This is a genomic window from Flavobacterium magnum (assembly GCF_003055625.1).
Lineage (GTDB): Bacteria > Bacteroidota > Bacteroidia > Flavobacteriales > Flavobacteriaceae > Flavobacterium > Flavobacterium magnum.
In genome coordinates this window covers 1,503,290-1,520,741 of sequence record NZ_CP028811.1, presented here as the reverse complement: position 1 = coordinate 1,520,741, position 17,452 = coordinate 1,503,290, and the positions used below count along the sequence as shown (strand labels likewise).

The window sequence follows — 17,452 nt, the reverse complement described above, 5'->3', positions numbered from 1 at the left end:
TTTCTTATAGGATTACAAGTTTTTCAAACTTTTCGGTCTTGTTGTTGCTGAGTGTGGATTTCACGGTCAGTTTATACACATAGACTCCTTTTCCTATTTTATCCCCGAAGTCGTCCCTGCCGTCCCACTTTATTTCCCGGGAGAGGAACCCATCGGTGGTAATGGTCTGGTTTTTGGTCCAGACAACTTTTCCCGTAATGGTCATGACCTGCACCTGGACGTCAAGCGGCTCAAACGGACGGTTGTGTTTAAACCAGAACTCCGTGTAGTTTACAAACGGATTCGGATAATTCAGCACGTTTGTCAATGTCAGTGTCTCATCGCCCACGACGATAAACTGAATCTCTGCAGTAATCGGATTGTTGTAAACGTCCCAGGCCGTAAACGTGATGGTATGCAACCCTTTCTCCAGATTTCGGAACGGAAAGCGCAGTTTACCCTTCGTATGATCGTCCGCGACAGCTTCATAATAGTCATTTAGAGTATACGGTTTGCTTTCGTCGCCATCCAGCACGGCAATGATGTCGTGGCCGATGCCGCTTGCCGTGTTGATTCCGTTCTCATCCTCAAGAAATGCAAGCAGTATCGGAGATTCATTCGTAATGCCGCCCGACACGAAACTTTCGTCATTCATATACAATTTTACCCGCGGTGCAATGTTATCTGCGACGGGATTCGGGTTAATCCCGCCCACCTTTATGGTTGTGTCATACCCGGTCTGGTCTACAAGCTGCCCGGTTTTTTTAGCGTAAAAACTAATGCGCCCATTGCCCAGCGGCACACGGATGTCGCGCGGGACGACAAAGTTGAAATCGAAACTGCCGTTGGTCACGGAGGCATTTCCGCGGAAAATGGTCTCGCCGAGGTTGGTAAAATTCATTATGATCAGCTGGCCGTTGCTGTAACGCGTGCCGTCGTTGCCCAGCGTGGACCTTTCAATCGGCTTGTCAAAAACATTGACTGCCAGTTCGCCATTGTAATCCGAAAGGATGTTCGTACCGGTTTCGTCGCGCACCTCACCCGAAACCTTGATGGCACTCAGCGCCTTGAAATCATCGACCGGTCCGGTAATGGGCATGTCATTGACTTTAGTCAGTACGATTTTAGGTTTGGGTATGGCCAGCGTCACAGCGGGGTCACCGATGTAGAAAACCATCTGGGGATTGTATCCAAAATTGGTTTTGGAACGGCGGAGCGCTTCAGCAATGGGGACCAATGTATTGGAATTGAAACCATAAAGGTATCCGGAAAATGCATTATTGATGGCCTGCCCTGTACCGATGGTGATCTGACGGGTTGTGGTCACAAGCGAAATCGCGCCGCCCGCCGGATTCAGGAACATAAACTCGCCCGCGGTCGGCCGGAACGGATTGTCAAACCTTGTAAACTCGCAGGTGATGGTGACAAAGAGCGGATATTTGTACCGGTTTCCGAAATTCTGCACGTCGATTTTCTCGAGGATACGCTCATGCGCGAGACCATCCTCTCCCCCATGCCCGAAATAATTAAAAACCAAAGCACCCTGTTCAAAAGCGCTGATAAAGTCCTCACGTACCTTCGGATACCGGTTCCCACCCGCAGATGCTTCCTGCTCATAAGAATCGGAATGGATTTTCTTCACATTAATAAACGGTTTCTGCGCGAAAATCTGGTCTCCGAGGTCGTCGAGCTCAAACTCCAGGCTCTGCTCCCCTGATTTGTCGACGTCGTCGGAGATCAGGACAAAATTATTCCGCCAGCGCCCAAATGATTTGACATCGTGGTATTCAAGCACCTTATTGACCATCTGGTCGGCTTCGGCAATATTTTTTACCGGCATGCGGCCCACGGCGATGTCCAGCCCGCGCGCCGAAGTGGATTCCATATCCCCCTCATTATCGTCCATTAGCACAAAGAAATCATCCGAAATGTAGGAGGAAGACAACGAAAAACTGGAAAGCGCATGGTAAATCGGGACCAGGTTGGTGTTATTCGAAATACGGTTTTTAAAATCAAATGATGCATCTCCGAAAAGGTTAAGGTATTTTACCCTTTTCGCTGCTGAAGAGGCGTTGTTGTAAACATACTTCACAAAGTTCCTGATGGCGCCAATATCCTGCTTACCCGAAGAAAACTCAGGATAGATCGCTTCGAGGTTCACCACTTTTACGTTCATGCCCTGAAACGAACGGTGAAAACCGGCGAGCTTTTCTGCCGCACTGCTCAGCGATGCGGGCGTAATGATCAGGTAATCTATGTCCTGGAACTGGCCTTGCGCATTGTTGAAAATGGTACCTTTAAGATCCTGGTTTGCCACTTTGGACTTCGAGTCTTTTTTCGGTGCGTAATAATCCTGTCTGTCGACAGCGATATATTTGCGTACCTCACCCAAATCGGCCTGGAATGAAAAATTGGACTGGTTGTCATTCACCACAGCAGTGGCGTTGTAGATATCGGTAATATCCCAAACCTGAGCAATCGTTCCTGAATTGGTAAATCGGAATTCCCCCGAACCGTTCATCACCGCCGCATCATCAACCTGAAAACGGAATTGCTTCCCGTAACCTGCAAGATTTCGTTTGGCTTTTATATTTACGTAATCCAGGAACGCCCTGGCTGTAGGCACCCCATTATTATTATAGGTAAACTTTACACTCACATCCTCTGCAGCGGCGGCAGTGGCTGTAAGCCCCTCGTCATCCCCCAGGTTATCGAGCACCACAATGGAAGTAAAAGGGATTGTTCCTACTGTGGCCCCATTCACGTCGACCTGCATGCTCGTAGCGGTATTGGCGACCGCTGCCGCAGAAACAGAGACCGTCATCGTCGAGCCGGCAACGACATTTGGGAACTTGAAATCGAAACTGTATTCGTTGTTTACGCTGAAATCCTCACCGAACCATTTGCGACCCAGTCTCGCAATGTTGGTTTCATCAATTTCATGAAACTGGAAATCGTCAAAAGCGGTAATGGGCGTAATAGCGCCGGTTGCAGCGGGCATGGGCGAGATCCTCTTTCCGTCACTGCCCTTCACGGTTACATAGTAATAGGACTTATCCTCGTAAAGATTGTTATTGGTCTGGTTTTCAGGACTCCAGTTGTCCACCCCTTCCGCATAAAACAAAATGTAATCCTGGTTATCGAATACGCCATCGGCCTCGCCATCGAAATAAAGCGCATTCTCGGCAAGGTCGGCGGGATAATCCACCGAATTTTTCATTGGTACCATACGTCCCCCGTTGCCGTAAATCGCAATTTTCCTGGGATCAACGTTACCGAGCTTCATACCGAGGCTTTGCAGGAAGGATTTGGAAATACGATACACGCCGGATTTCTCTACATAAAACCGATACCAGTCGCCCGTAGAAAGTACCGAATGTGAGATATTGTCAAACCCATCGCGCGCAACCGGATTCCGATTGGCACTCCGGCTTATATTATAGGTGAAAGATTTTAATCGTTTGAGCGTACCTTTTTCGTTGATAATCGGAGATAAAACCAATGAAACGCTGCGCTCTTCACGCGCAATCACATTGGTTACCGAAACATTCCACGATGACGGCAGGTTTTTTTGCGACAGCGCACCCAACTGCGAAGCGGTGATGGTCTCATAAACGGTATTGGAAATACTGACGCTGTTTTCATCTACGGCAGTATTGGACGGGATATTAAGAGCAAGCAATACAGTCTTGTTAACGTCGTTAAACTGAAAATTCTCGAGTTGGAATTGCGGCATGATGTAGTTTGACAAATCGGTCGAAACGTTTACATTGTCTTTCCAGTCTAATGTAAATGAACCGGTTAGCTGCGCGTAGAACGCCAAGGGAAAACATAAAAGAAACGTCAGTACTGCTTTTTTCATCCAATGATAAACGTTTGTGAACTACAATTATTACGAGTGGTAAAAATATTTATTTTAGGCGGTAACGGGAATAATAATCAGACTTAATTTGCGTTCTTTTCCTGAATCCGGCGCGACAAACCGGATTTTTGTGAATATTTAAAAAAAGTTGTTGCAATCTAATGGTTAATTATTATATTGCGCCACGAAATTTTTACCTACTTAAAGTATGAAAGTAAACAAAATTATTGCAATTAAACTGATGCTGTCATTGGCATTGGTATTTGGATTTGCCAGTTGCAGCAAGAGCTCAAGCTCTAAAGGCGGTTCTGCAGCAACCGGATGGAAAATCAACGACAAAAAAGGTGGTTTCCAATTGAATACCAAATACAAAAAACAGGCACCAGCCCCGGGACTTGTTTTGGTTGAAGGTGGTACCTTTACTATGGGTAAAGTACAGGATGATGTAATGCATGATTGGAACAACTCGCCAAACCAACAGCACGTTCAGTCCTTTTACATGGATGAAACTGAGGTGACGAATGCCATGTATGCTGAATACCTTTATTGGATAAAAACAGTTTTCCCACCGACAGAGGAAAACTACAAAAACATTTACGAAGGCGCGCTGCTTGATACTTTGGTTTGGAGGAATAGGTTGGGTTACAATGAGACCATGACCAACAACTACCTGAGGCATCCGGCTTATGCAAACTACCCTGTTGTAGGTGTGAACTGGATCCAGGCTACGGAATTTGCGAAATGGAGGACGGACCGTGTAAACGAGGCCATCCTCGAAAAGCAGGGTTACCTTAAAAAAGACGCTAAAATCAATGACGTAAGCGCAGAATCTACTTTCAGCACAGAGACGTACCTTAATGCGCCTACCCAGACTTTCGGCGGAAACGAAGACATCGTTTTGAAAGGAAAGAACGGTAAAGCAAAACCAATCAAGACCAAAGGCTCGAAAGGACAGCCTGGTACTACCAAAGAGCCGACCAACATCTATGCCCAAAGAAGCTCCGGGCTTATCAGTCCTGAGTACAGGCTTCCAACCGAAGCGGAGTGGGAATATGCTGCAGCGTCTGACGTGGGCAACAGGGAATACAACAACTACAAAGGACAGAAAAAATATCCTTGGAAAGGTCAATATACACGCTCCGGTAAAAGACAGGTCAGGGGTGATCAATTGGCTAACTTCAAACAAGGAAAAGGAGATTACGGCGGAATTGCAGGCTGGTCTGACGACGGTGCTGATATCACGAATGCTGTAAAATCTTATCCTCCAAACGATTTCGGTTTGTATGATATGGCCGGAAACGTAGCAGAATGGGTTGCTGACGTATACCGTCCGATCGTGGATGATGAAGCCAATGACTTCAACTACTACAGGGGTAACGTGTACACCAAAAACAAGATTGGTGAAGACGGAAAAATCGAATTGGTAAAAAGCGACAACATCAAGTATGATACCGTAAGCAACGGAAGGATCATGGCAAGGAACTTCCCGGGCCAGATTGCACAGGTGCCGGTGGATGAAAAAGAAACGTATCTGAGACAAAACTTCTCTACAAGCGACAACAGGAACTACCGTGATGGTGACAAACAATCTACAAGGTATTTTGACTTTGGTGCTGAAGAGGATGAAACTGCTGCCAAGAAAGCGGATGACGGCAAGAGGATGTATGACTCTCCTAAAAACAATGTGAGTACTGACAGTTTAGGAACGATGGTCCGTAAATTTGACAAGTCGAACAAAAGGACTACGTTGGTAAACGACGACGCGAGGGTTTACAAGGGAGGTTCCTGGAGAGACAGGGCCTACTGGCTTGATCCTGCACAAAGAAGGTACTATCCACAGGATTTGGCTACGGATTACATCGGTTTCAGGTGTGCCATGTCAAGAGTCGGTCCTAAATCTGACAAAAAGAAAAGAGCGAGGAATTAAATGCCCGCCACAAAAATCTGAAAGCCCTTTTTTAAGGGCTTTTTTTTTAAATTTACGTTATGGACATCCAGGACATTCACCAACTCTTTTTGCAATGCAATTCGCTTTCGATAGACACTAGGAAAATCGGACACAATTGTTTTTTCGTCGCCCTGAAAGGAGACCGTTTTGACGCCAACACATTTAGCGCCGAAGCCCTTGAAAAAGGCGCGCTGTATGTATTGATTGACAACAAGGATTACTACGTAAATGACCGGACCATCCTTGTAAATGACACGTTGTCCGTACTTCAGGAACTCGCCAGGTTCCACAGGAAGTTCCTGGGCATCCCAATCGTTGCGCTAACAGGAAGCAACGGCAAGACCACAACCAAGGAACTCATCAATGCGGTGCTTTTAAAGCGCTTCAATACGAAAGCGACTGCAGGCAACCTGAACAACCACATCGGCGTTCCGCTCACGTTGCTCTCCTTCGACGAAAATACCGAAATGGGCATTGTTGAAATGGGCGCCAACCACCAGAAAGAAATTGCTTTCCTGTGTTCCATCGCCACACCTGATTATGGATACATTACCAATTTCGGAAAGGCTCACCTCGACGGCTTCGGCGGTTTTGAAGGCGTTATCAAAGGTAAAAGCGAGATGTATGACTATTTGGTTGAAAATAAAAAAACGGCCTTCATCAATCTTGACGATCCGCTGCAGCTTAAGCGAAGTGCAGGAGCCACGGCAATTACATTTGGGGTGAACCATCCCGAAGCGTTTCTGAATATCGCGAAAGTCACGGCCAACCCGCTGGTCAGCATTCAATATGATGCCACAGAAATCCAATCCCACCTGATTGGACTCTACAATGCAAATAACCTGTATGCGGCTATTGCCATCGGGAAATATTTTGGCGTCAGCGATTCAGAAATACGCGAAGCGATTGAAAATTACATTCCGCAGAACAACCGATCCCAGATCATCATCAAAGGGTCCAACGAGATCATTCTCGATGCCTACAATGCCAATCCGAGCAGCATGAAGGTCGCTATCGAAAATTTCGTACAGCTGGATAAAACCCAAAAAATCATGTTCCTTGGCGACATGTTTGAACTTGGCGCTGAAAGCCCCGCAGAACACCAGGCCATCGTTTCCATGCTTGAGGGACAGGCAGACGCAGAATGTTACTTTATCGGGAAAGAATTCTACATGCATAAGACGGAGTCGCCGAATTTTCATTTTTTCGAGACCTTTGATGCCTTATCTACGCGCAGAAACCTTCGTAAAATTCACGATAGCCTGATCCTCATTAAAGGATCACGAGGGATGGCATTAGAACGTGTGCTTGAGCTGCTGCCCAATTAAATGCTCATCAGGAAGCCAATAAGATTTTCCTTTTTGTTGAGACCTAACTTTTTACGGAGGCGGTAACGGGCAAGCTCTACACCACCGCCTGAAATGTTCATGATCTCCGCAATCTCCTTGGTAGACATGTTCATAAGCAAGTAGGTGGAAAGGTCCATTTCACGCGGAGAAATCGTCGGGTATTTTTCCTTAAGCCGCTTGAGGAAGTCAAAATGAACGTTTTTGATGTGTTTTTCAAGGTCCTTCCAACTCTTGTCGGTATTAACCTCCTTGATGATGCTCTTGTTGAGCTTGTTAAACTGGAACTTGACGGAATCGTCTAAGGTCTCCGCATCAATGTCCTTGAGCTTGTTGATGATGCCGTTGAGTATCTTGTTCTTCTTGACGACCTGAAGTGAATTGTTGACCAGTTCCTTATCTTTAGCCAGAATCTTGATTTGCAATTTGTCATTTTTGAGTTTCTCAATCTCCTTCTCCAGTTCATATTGCTCCTGGCGTATCTTGGCCTCACGCTCCAGGTAAAGCCTCCGCTGTTCGATGGTTTCGTAATATTTGTTCTTGCGGATTTTCATTCTAATGCGTTGCCTGATCAGGTACACCGTAACGGCAATCAGTAACACATAGAAAATGTACGCCGCAGGATGCCTGTACCACGGTGGCGACACGGTAAAAGCAAATACTGCCGCCTCAGACTCCACGCCATAACTGTTCCTGACTTTTACCTTCATAAGATAATCATCTTCATGCAGGTTCGTATATTCCTTCATTGAAACCGTCGACCATGGGCTCCAGCCCTCATCAAACCCTTCAAGCTGGTAGCTGTACTCTACATGCTCCAGATTTTCATACGTGGGCGATGAGAAGCTGAATTTCACGTTATTGGCACTGTACTGTACATTACAACTGTGGCGGCGTGCGATTCCATTTCCGATGAAAAGCGTGTCGCCTGGAAAAGAAAAACTCCTGATAAATGCTTTGGGTTTCGAACTGAAGTCGGTTTTCATGCTCAGGTCGTAATGGGCAAGCCCGTCTGTCAGTCCGATGAAGATGTTGTTTGGATTGACCGTGTTTACCGATGGAAAATCATTGACCAGATTCCCTGTCAGATTCGAAAACGGTGCGATGGTGTTCGTGAACCTGCCGTCGGGCTGCTTCATCAACGCCCCGATGGATTCATTAAAGGTGTACCAAAGATTCCCGCGACTGTCTTCGATGAGGTAGCGGAATTTCGGGACGTGGGCAAAAGTCCGGCTCATTGCCAGATCCTCGTAAAAAAGAGATTGGTCGTACGAATATCTGAAAAAGCGGTTCTGTGTCTGGAAATACACTTTGCCCTGAATGGACTGTATGCTGCCAATGCCTTTAAGTGATGGCTTCAGGCTATTGTACTTCTTTACGCTGCCGAATTTTTGCAGGTCAGCCGACAACGTCAATTGGTACACATCATTGTCCTTCTTCAGCCAAACGGTGCGGTCATCGACCTGAAATGTACTTGAAGAGGTCTCAATTCCCGACAGGACATTCCTGAATATCCAGCCTGAAGCGCGTTTTTCGAAAACACCAAATCCATTGTAATTCGACCCAATGAGAAAATTCGGTTTCCCCGGAATCTTCCGGAAGCCCCAATATCCATCCGAATGCAGGATACGGGACAACTTTCCATTATTGATGAGCATGGCGCCACGGTTATGCCCGCAGAACAGCTGGCCATCAATCACCTGGATATTCCAAGCCTGGCCTGTAGTACCTTCCACCAACGTAAACGTATCCTCCCTGAAAGCGCCGCCCAAAGCATGATAAAACAGGCCGCGGTTGGTCGCGACATAAAGGTAACCCCCGTAAAAAACGGAAGCGTAGACCGTACTCAGCTCATAACTGAAGCCGAAGTACGTAAAGGGGGCGTTCTCGTTCACAAATGTTATACCATTATCCAGCCCAAGCCACGCGTTGCTTTTACTGTCAATAAATGAGGACAGCACCGTATTGTTCTGCATGCCTTTTTTTCGGTTCAGGTGCTGTACGATATTTCCCGATTTGTCACAAATGATGATGCCGTCCAGTACAGAGTTAATTAGGATAAATCTGTCCTGAATCAACGTACAACCCAGCGAACTGTTCTTAAGCACAAAATTATTGGCCTGATTCTGCCACGGCCTTACCGTTCCATTTGCGTAAAGAAAAAGCCCCTTGTCGAGAGTAGCGATAAGAAGATTTCCATTCGCCATCGACACCATACCCCAAATCTCTGTATCGTTAAAAGTTGATGTGTCAGGCAACGCGATGAGCTGCCCTTCGCGGTACATCATGAGGCCATTGGCCCGATCCTGTAAATAAAGGACATTGTCAACCGTGAATGAAAATTGAAAACGCGAAGGCGCCTCTATGACCCTGAGTTTGCCGGTGTGGTACACATACAGCCTACCAAAAGACTGGAAAAAAACCTCGTCGTTGATGACATGCAATTTCCAGATGAAATCAATCAGCGGGATTTTTTTGCGATCAACGAGACGTGAAACGGAATGGTACGTCAATTTTCCGGTTTCATTTGGCATAAAATACCCGAACTCGTTGTACCCCCCGACATACACCTTGCCATCACTCGCAATCTTAATCGTCCGGATGAGTGACTGATTAGGCATTGTGAATTTCCGCCATGTTGTCCCGTCAAACTGGAGCAACCCATTATTGTTCGCAAAGTACAGGTTGCCATTCCGGTCCTCATCTATCGCCCAGTTCTGCGTTCCACCTTTATACTCACCTTTTTTGAAGTTACGCAATTCCGGAAGTCCGACGCTCTTCACCTGAGCAGAAGAGATATTAAAATGAATTGCCATAAACAAAAGTGACAAACAACGAAAAACCCGCATACATTTTAGAATTTATGATTTGACTGTAGTAATGATGAGTGATAAAAATTGGAGAAACGTTGCAAAAATACCACACGTCATAAATGTAGTGTTTGTTTTTTAAAGTTAACGTTTTCGTAACAGTTAAAATAAATTTCTAAAAACTTGTTTAATAAATGATTAAAAATAATTTGATGGGTTTTTGTCTAATAATTATTTCAGCAATGATGGGTTTTTGTAATGACATAAAATTACTGATACTTTAAAAATAGATTTAATATTGTCTCGAATCAATAATTAACTAACCAAAATTTTCACAAGTATGAAATTTACAAAACTACGATTCCTCTGTTTTTTGTCAATTCTATTCTCGATGGCCCTTCACGCTCAGGAGGTGACCATTTCGGGAAAAGTGTATGATGAAAGTGGCCTGCCAATGCCGGGCGTCACCGTCTTAGATCAACAAAGCTCACGCACAGTCGCGACTGACATGGATGGTAAATACCAGATCAAAGCCGATTCCCGCGGTACATTGGTCTTTACATTTATAAGTTATCGCACCGTTACCGAATCCATCACCGGTCGCAGCACGGTTGATGTAAAAATGGAACCCGAAGCGCAAAGTTTAAACGAAGTTGTTGTGGTGGGTTACGGCACTCAGAAAAAGAGTGTTGTCACTGGTGCGATCTCGAGTGTCAAAGCAAAAGACATCGAAAATCTTCCTATCACGCGCGTGGAGCAATCGTTACAAGGACGCGTAGCGGGAGTAAATATCGCGATGAACGGAGGTCAACCCGGAACGGCTTCAACTGTACGAATTCGTGGGATCACTACGCTAAACGGCGGTAACGAGCCTTTATATGTTGTCGACGGCGTCGTACTCGGCCCAGCGGCTATTGGTTATCTTAACCAGTCAGATATCGAGTCTATTGAAGTGTTGAAAGATGCTGCATCGGCTGCAATTTACGGAACGAGGGGCGCGTCAGGCGTGATTCTGATAACCACGAAGAAAGGAAAGGAAGGTAAACTTACTGTGCGCTATAATGGCTACACAGGCACATCAAAGCCAGAAAGAAAACTGGACTTATTGAATGCAACACAATATGCTACATTAATAAACGAAGCGCAGGTTGCCGGAAATAATCCGGTAAGGTATCCGGATCCGGCAGCTTTAGGAAATGGCACCGACTGGCAAAGCGTTATTTTTAATGACAATGCGCAAAAATCAGCTCACGAACTCAGCCTGAGCGGCGGCAACGACAAATCGAATTTTTATTTTTCATTTGGCTTACGCGATGAGCAAGGTATTGTTATGAGTGACATTTCAAATTATAATCGAAAAAATTTAAGATTAAACTCAACCCACAAATTTGCAAAGTGGTTCACTTTAGGTGAAAATATTGGTGTGTCTCATGAGAAATCAGTAGGATTGGGCAACCAGAACAGTGAATTTGGAGGCCCTCTCGCGTCTGCAATAAACCTTGACCCTGTAACACCTGTGATTGAAACTGATCCGGGCAAAATAGCGTTCTATGATAATTCCACTTATACGGAAGTAAAAGACGCTAACGGCAATTATTACGGGATTTCTGACTATGTTGGAAATGAAATCACAAACCCTTTAGCGTACGCACAAACCCGAATGGGTAACTACAGCTGGGCGGATAATGTAGTTGGAAATATCTTTGTGGAAGTTGAACCAATTTCCGGATTAAAATTTAAAACCAATTATACTTACAAGAAGGCATACTATGGTGATTATAGTTTTACACCAAAATTCTATTTAAGTGCAGTGCAGCTGACTACCAGAAACAGTTTGTTTAAATCCACTAACATTACAGAAGACTGGCAGATTGAAAATACCGTGTCATATTCAAATAATCTTAAAGGACACAATTTTACTGTCTTACTTGGGCAGGGTGCTTATGAATATGGCAAAGGTGGTGGACAGGGAATCACTTACTACAATCAACCTGTAACGCGTTGGCAGGATGCGTCATTTGGATGGGACACAGCTCCAGCTGACAAAATCGGCTATGCGTACACCAACACAACACATAACATCGCTTCCCTTTTCGCAAGAGCGAATTACGACTACAATGAGAAATATTTGTTCACCGCATTAATTAGACGAGACGGGTCAAGCAGATTTGGCGCAAACAACAAATACGGCAACTTCCCATCTGCCTCAGTGGGATGGGTTCCAACGAAAGAGTCTTTCTGGAAGGAGAACAAAGTAATCAGCCAATTAAAGTTACGCGCAAGCTGGGGTATTACCGGAACAGATGAACTTCCAGACTTTCGCTATCTGCCTCTGGTATCAGGAGGTTATAATTATTATTTAGGTACGCCGCTTGATGCTGCATTGGGAAGTGCCCCAAATACCTTGGCCAATCCTGACCTTCAATGGGAACAAACAACGCAAACTGATATCGGGTTGGATCTGACACTCTTTAAAAATTTTAATCTGACTTTTGACTATTTCTATAAAAAAACCACAGATATTCTGAGAGATATCCTTATCCCTGGATATGTGGGTGTTAGCGTAAATCCATCAGGCAACGTCGGTGCGATGAAAAATAGCGGAATCGAGCTTGAGATGTCATGGCGGAAGCAAATGGGAGACTTTAATATTAACGTAAGCGGAAACGTGGCAACAGTCAAGAATGAAGTGACGGCCATCAGTCCGGGTATCGATTTTTACACAGGACCTTCTATTCAGTCCTCTGAATTCCCGATTACGAGGACGGAAGTAGGACACCCTTATATGTCATTTTATGGTTTCAAGACAAACGGTGTTTTCCAAAACCAGGCAGAAATTGACAATTACGTAAACTCAGCAGGTGATGTAATTCAACCCAATGCAGTACCCGGTGACTTCAAATGGAAAGATCTCAACGATGACGGTCAGATCAATTCAGACGACAGGACATTCATTGGCAGTGCGCTCCCAAAAGTCACTTATGGGATTTCGTTAAACCTGTCCTACAAGAATTTTGACCTTATGATGATGGGACAGGGTGTTGGAGGAAACCAGATCTATCAAGGTCTACGCAGGCTGGACTTGGGTGTAGCGCCTAACTTTCAGACAGAAGCGCTTGGAAGATGGACAGGCGAAGGCAGTACAAACTCTTACCCAAGACTGACGAGCAACGACAGTAATAAGAATTTTAGCTATCCTTCCGATTTTTACATTAAGGATGCCGATTATTTCAGGCTTAAGGTTTTACAAATTGGCTATTCGCTACCTGTCGGCGTAAGTGGTAAAGCCGGATTGCAAAAAGTAAGATTTTACGTAACAGGCGAAAATCTCTTCACATTCACCAAATATCCTGGCTACGACCCCGAAATTGGTGGTGGCGACAATTCAGGCATCGACCGTGGATACTATCCTCAGGCAAAATCATATATGTTCGGAATTAACTTACAATTCTAATAAATTAATTTATAATGAAAACGAAGAAAATCAAATACGCACTAGCATTCTCTGCGTTGATAGGTATTGCCCTATCGTGTAACGATGACTTTATCGACCTCGACCCTAAAGGCACTAACCTCGAAGGAAATTATTACAAAGATGAAGCACAGGCCTTTTCAGGATTGGTTGCCGTTTATGACGTCATGAAAAAGCACACCGGCGGTTTCGAAAACATGGTTACCTTCCTCAATGCGGGATCCGATGATTTTTACGCAGGCGGCGGAGGCGCAGCCGACGGAGCAGGTATCCAATCATTCTCAAACTACAGCCTTTCAGAGTCAACTATGCCGGCAAGTTACTGGAATGATCATTTTCAGGGAATTTTCAGGGCAAATCTGTTGCTGTCGAAATTACCTAACGTGCCCATGGACGCTGCGAAAAAAGCCCGGTTTGAAGCAGAAGCCAAAGCGCTCAGGGCATATTACTATTTCGAGTTGGTGAGAACTTTCAGGAACGTCCCGTTGTTCACCGGCCTCTTGGCTACCAGTGAGATCTATAACGTGACTCAGGCAACTCCCGAAGAAGTATACGCACAGATAGAAACCGATCTTACAGAAGCCTTAGCAGTTTTACCCCCTACTGTCGACAGAGCAACCGAGGCAGGGCGTTTCAGTAAAGGCGCTGTTCAGGCGTTGCTTGGGAAAGTATATTTGTATGAAGGCAAAAACGCTCTGGCCGCAGAACAGTTTGCGGTAGTAAACGGCAACCCCGGCGGTACCAGTGTATACGGATACCGCCTCCTTGACAACTATGCTGACCTATGGATTCCTGCGAACAAATACAACTCTGAATCAATTCTCGAATCCTCGCATAACAGCACAAGCCTGGCAAGCTGGAACAACTGGGGTTCGGGTTCAGATGAAGGAAACTCAATGTCACAAATGATCGGACCACGTGGATACCAAAGAGTTAATAACTCGGCACCTGATTTGGCAGGAGGATGGAGTTTCAACACGGTTACGCCTAGTCTACATGACGCTATGGTGGGTGATCCAAGATTCAATTCAACTATACTGGATATGGCTACATTGCAAGCCAATGGGTCTGCAAATTATTCTCCGGGATACATGGATACCGGATGGTTCCTTAAAAAATACCTTCCTTTAACTTCCGACCGTACAACATCTGGCGGCGTAATCGAGTTGAATTACGGCATCAACTCATATGTTATACGGCTTGCGGACACGTATCTGATGGAAGCCGAGGCGCTCGGTGCTTCCGGACCACGCGCACAGGCTTTGCTAGATGCGGTGAGGGCCAGAGTAGGCTTGCCGTCAGTTCCAGTATCAATGGCTTCTATTATGAATGAAAGAAGGCTGGAATTAGCGGGTGAGGGACATCGTTGGTTTGACCTTGTAAGGACTGGTCAGGCTGCCACAGTACTTGCCCCAAAAGGTTTCACACCAAACAAAAATGAAATATGGCCAATTCCTCTCAATGAACTTGGCAATACCAAAATCGTTCAAAACCCAAACTATTAATCGTTAATAATATTTTATTATGAAGATCAATTTTGTAAAAACATCATACGTGCTACTGGCATCCGTAGTGATCGGATCTTTCTCAGCCTGTTCCCCTGATGAAACGGGTGGCAACGGAAACGGATTAGCTGATCCGAATGCAGATGCAACATTTACAGTTACACCTGAAAACGGCTCCGCCAACAGGATGGTTTTAAAGGCAAATGGTGTTAACGTTACGGGACATCGTTGGGAAATTGGCGACGGTTCTCCTGAGTTTTCCGGAGCAGACCAGGAATTCATTTTCCTTCCTGATGCTGACACATATACCATTACCCACAAGGCAATAGGGCGTGGAGGTCTGGTCACAACCAGTACAAAAACCATCACAATTGCCACGTCAGATCTCGCCGCTGGAAACCTCATCAAAGGAGGTAAATTAAAAAATGCAGATGACATCGCGCAGTGGACGGTACTTAACATTAGTGCTTCCGGAGCTAGTGTAACGCTTACTCCCGGGACTGATGGAGGCTCTGGGAAAGCAACTTTCGTTGGTAGCGGGTATCAGCAAAAAGGCATTTACCAGAAAGTTACCCTGGAGGCTGATAAGGAATACAAATTGGACATGGTCGTAAGCAGCACCGCAGGTATTAACGAAACCTGGTTTGAAATATACTTATTGAATGCGCAACCTGTCGATGGTAATGATTACGGTGGGGATAAGATTCTGCGACTTAACAGCTGGGATTGTGGAAGCAATGTACCTTTCAGTGGTCTTCTGTCTGATTTGAATTGCGATACGGCTACTGGAACAGCGACAAAGAAAGGAATTGTTAAGGTAGATACTGCCGGAGATTACTACTTGCTTATCAAATCAGGTGGCAATCAAAACTCGGTTATCTCTGCCACAAATTTCAGTTTGCGCGGTAGTGCAAACTAGTTAAAATTAAGTTTGAGTTAGTTTAAAATAGCCTGTAACCTTTCCGGGTTACGGGCTGTTTTTAAAAATGACCCGCAATAAGGTCAACAACACATGCATCAATCATCTTCTAAAGAATATCATCAACAAAAACGAATGAGAAAAGACCATATCAAAATATTCTGCCTTCTATTTTCGGCAATGGTTTTTGCCCAGCCAAAGAAAAACGACCCCAATACACTATCTGAAGCCGGCAAGAGCATCAACGTATACACCACCGCCGAAAAATCGGATTTAAAACTTTCAAAAACCCAAACGCTGGAATTTACAAAAGCCGGACAGCCCGTGGAAAAAGACATTTCCGTTTTTGTGGAGCCGAAAAAGCAGTTTCAGACATTTATGGGAATTGGCGGCGCCATCACCGACGCCAGTGCGGAAGTTTTCGCCAAACTATCCAAAGAAAAGCAGCAGGAATTCCTCAATGCCTACTATTCCAAGGACAAAGGCATCGGCTACTCACTGATGCGCACCACCATCCACAGCTCTGATTTCAGCAGCGGGAGTTACACTTATGTAAAGGAAGGTGACAAGGATTTAAAAACTTTTAATATCGATCACGACAGACAGTTCCGCATACCCCTGATCAAAAGGGCCACAGAGACTGCCGGCGGAAAATTATTGCTTTATGCGAGTCCGTGGAGTCCACCCGCGTTCATGAAAAGCAACAACAGCATGCTGCATGGCGGCACCTTGCTGCCGGAATACGGACAGGCCTGGGCCAACTATTTCATTAAATTCATCAAGGCCTATGAAAAAGAAGGCATGCCGGTCTGGGGCATCTCAGTGCAAAACGAGCCCATGGCGACCCAAATCTGGGAATCCTGCATCTTTACGGCTGAGGGCGAACGTGATTTCCTGAAAAATTATCTCGGACCCACGATGGCAAAAGCGGGATTTGGCGACAAAAAAATCATTGTTTGGGACCATAACCGTGACCTGATGAACCAGCGTGCCAATGTAATCTTCTCTGATCCCGAAGCATCCAAGTACGCGTGGGGCATGGGATTCCACTGGTACGAAACCTGGGCAGGCGGCGAACCCATGTATGACAACGTCGGTAAAGTACAGGAGGCCTATCCTGACAAAAACCTGATTTTCACTGAAGGCTGCGTTGAAAAGTTCGATGTCTCAAAATACCAGATCTGGGCAAATGGCGAACGCTATGGCGCCTCGATAATCCATGATTTTAACAACGGAACGGTCGGATGGACGGATTGGAATATATTGCTCGACCAGACCGGCGGGCCAAATCACGTCGGGAACTTCTGCCTCGCCCCTATCCACGCCGATACGACGACGGGCGAACTGATTTACACACCTTCGTATTATTACATCGGACATTTCTCGAAATTCATCAGGCCTGACGCCAGAAGGGTCAGCACCGTGCCCAGCCGCAGCCAGCTCCTGAGCACCTCGTTCCTGAACACCGACGGAAAAATGGTTACCGTAGTCATGAACCAAAGCGGCGCTGAAGTGACTTACAACCTGATGGTCGACAACCAGACCGCAGCGGTGACAATCCCGGCGCACGCCATCCAGACCTTGGTATACCAGCTACTCTAAACCACTTTT

The 17,452-nt window shown here is 45.6% G+C and carries 8 protein-coding genes; 6 read left to right on the top strand and 2 right to left on the bottom strand.

Going from position 1 to position 17,452, the window contains the following annotated elements; translation table 11 throughout:
- Positions 1-4 precede the first annotated feature (4 nt).
- The gene (gene porU / locus HYN48_RS06220; RefSeq protein ID WP_108370292.1) at positions 5-3,841 is read right to left on the bottom strand and encodes a type IX secretion system sortase PorU; all 3,837 of its coding nucleotides are present in this window, start codon (positions 3,839-3,841) and stop codon (positions 5-7) included.
- A 208-nt stretch (positions 3,842-4,049) separates the two neighbouring features.
- Between porU and gldJ the strand changes: the two genes are divergently transcribed.
- A complete protein-coding gene (gene gldJ / locus HYN48_RS06215; RefSeq protein ID WP_108370291.1) occupies positions 4,050-5,768 on the top strand; it encodes a gliding motility lipoprotein GldJ in 1,719 nt (572 codons plus the stop codon).
- Positions 5,769-5,827: 59 nt separating this feature from the next.
- Complete coding sequence (locus HYN48_RS06210) at positions 5,828-7,117, top strand: UDP-N-acetylmuramoyl-tripeptide--D-alanyl-D-alanine ligase (RefSeq protein ID WP_108370290.1); 1,290 nt, start codon at positions 5,828-5,830, stop codon at positions 7,115-7,117.
- On the opposite strand, the gene HYN48_RS06205 is transcribed toward HYN48_RS06210, so the two are convergent.
- Positions 7,114-9,951 carry a helix-turn-helix and ligand-binding sensor domain-containing protein gene (locus HYN48_RS06205; protein ID WP_245945997.1) on the bottom strand — a complete coding sequence of 946 codons (2,838 nt, stop codon included), beginning with the start codon at positions 9,949-9,951 and terminating at the stop codon, positions 7,114-7,116. The two genes, HYN48_RS06210 and HYN48_RS06205, sit on opposite strands and share 4 nt — an antisense overlap.
- 334 nt (positions 9,952-10,285) lie before the next feature.
- On the opposite strand from HYN48_RS06205, the gene HYN48_RS06200 reads away from it, so the two are divergent.
- The 4 genes from HYN48_RS06200 (at position 10,286) to HYN48_RS06185 (ending at position 17,443) form a co-directional block, all read left to right on the top strand.
- Positions 10,286-13,399, top strand: a complete 3,114-nt coding sequence (locus HYN48_RS06200) for a SusC/RagA family TonB-linked outer membrane protein (RefSeq protein ID WP_108370288.1) — start codon at positions 10,286-10,288, stop codon at positions 13,397-13,399.
- 14 nt (positions 13,400-13,413) lie between these two features.
- Complete coding sequence (locus HYN48_RS06195; protein WP_108370287.1) at positions 13,414-14,922, top strand: RagB/SusD family nutrient uptake outer membrane protein; 1,509 nt, start codon at positions 13,414-13,416, stop codon at positions 14,920-14,922.
- A 19-nt stretch (positions 14,923-14,941) separates the two neighbouring features.
- The gene (locus HYN48_RS06190; RefSeq protein WP_108370286.1) at positions 14,942-15,841 is read left to right on the top strand and encodes a hypothetical protein; all 900 of its coding nucleotides are present in this window, start codon (positions 14,942-14,944) and stop codon (positions 15,839-15,841) included.
- Positions 15,842-15,976: 135 nt separating this feature from the next.
- Positions 15,977-17,443, top strand: a complete 1,467-nt coding sequence (locus tag HYN48_RS06185; protein ID WP_108370285.1) for a glycoside hydrolase family 30 protein — start codon at positions 15,977-15,979, stop codon at positions 17,441-17,443.
- The last annotated feature ends 9 nt before the right edge of the window (positions 17,444-17,452 follow it).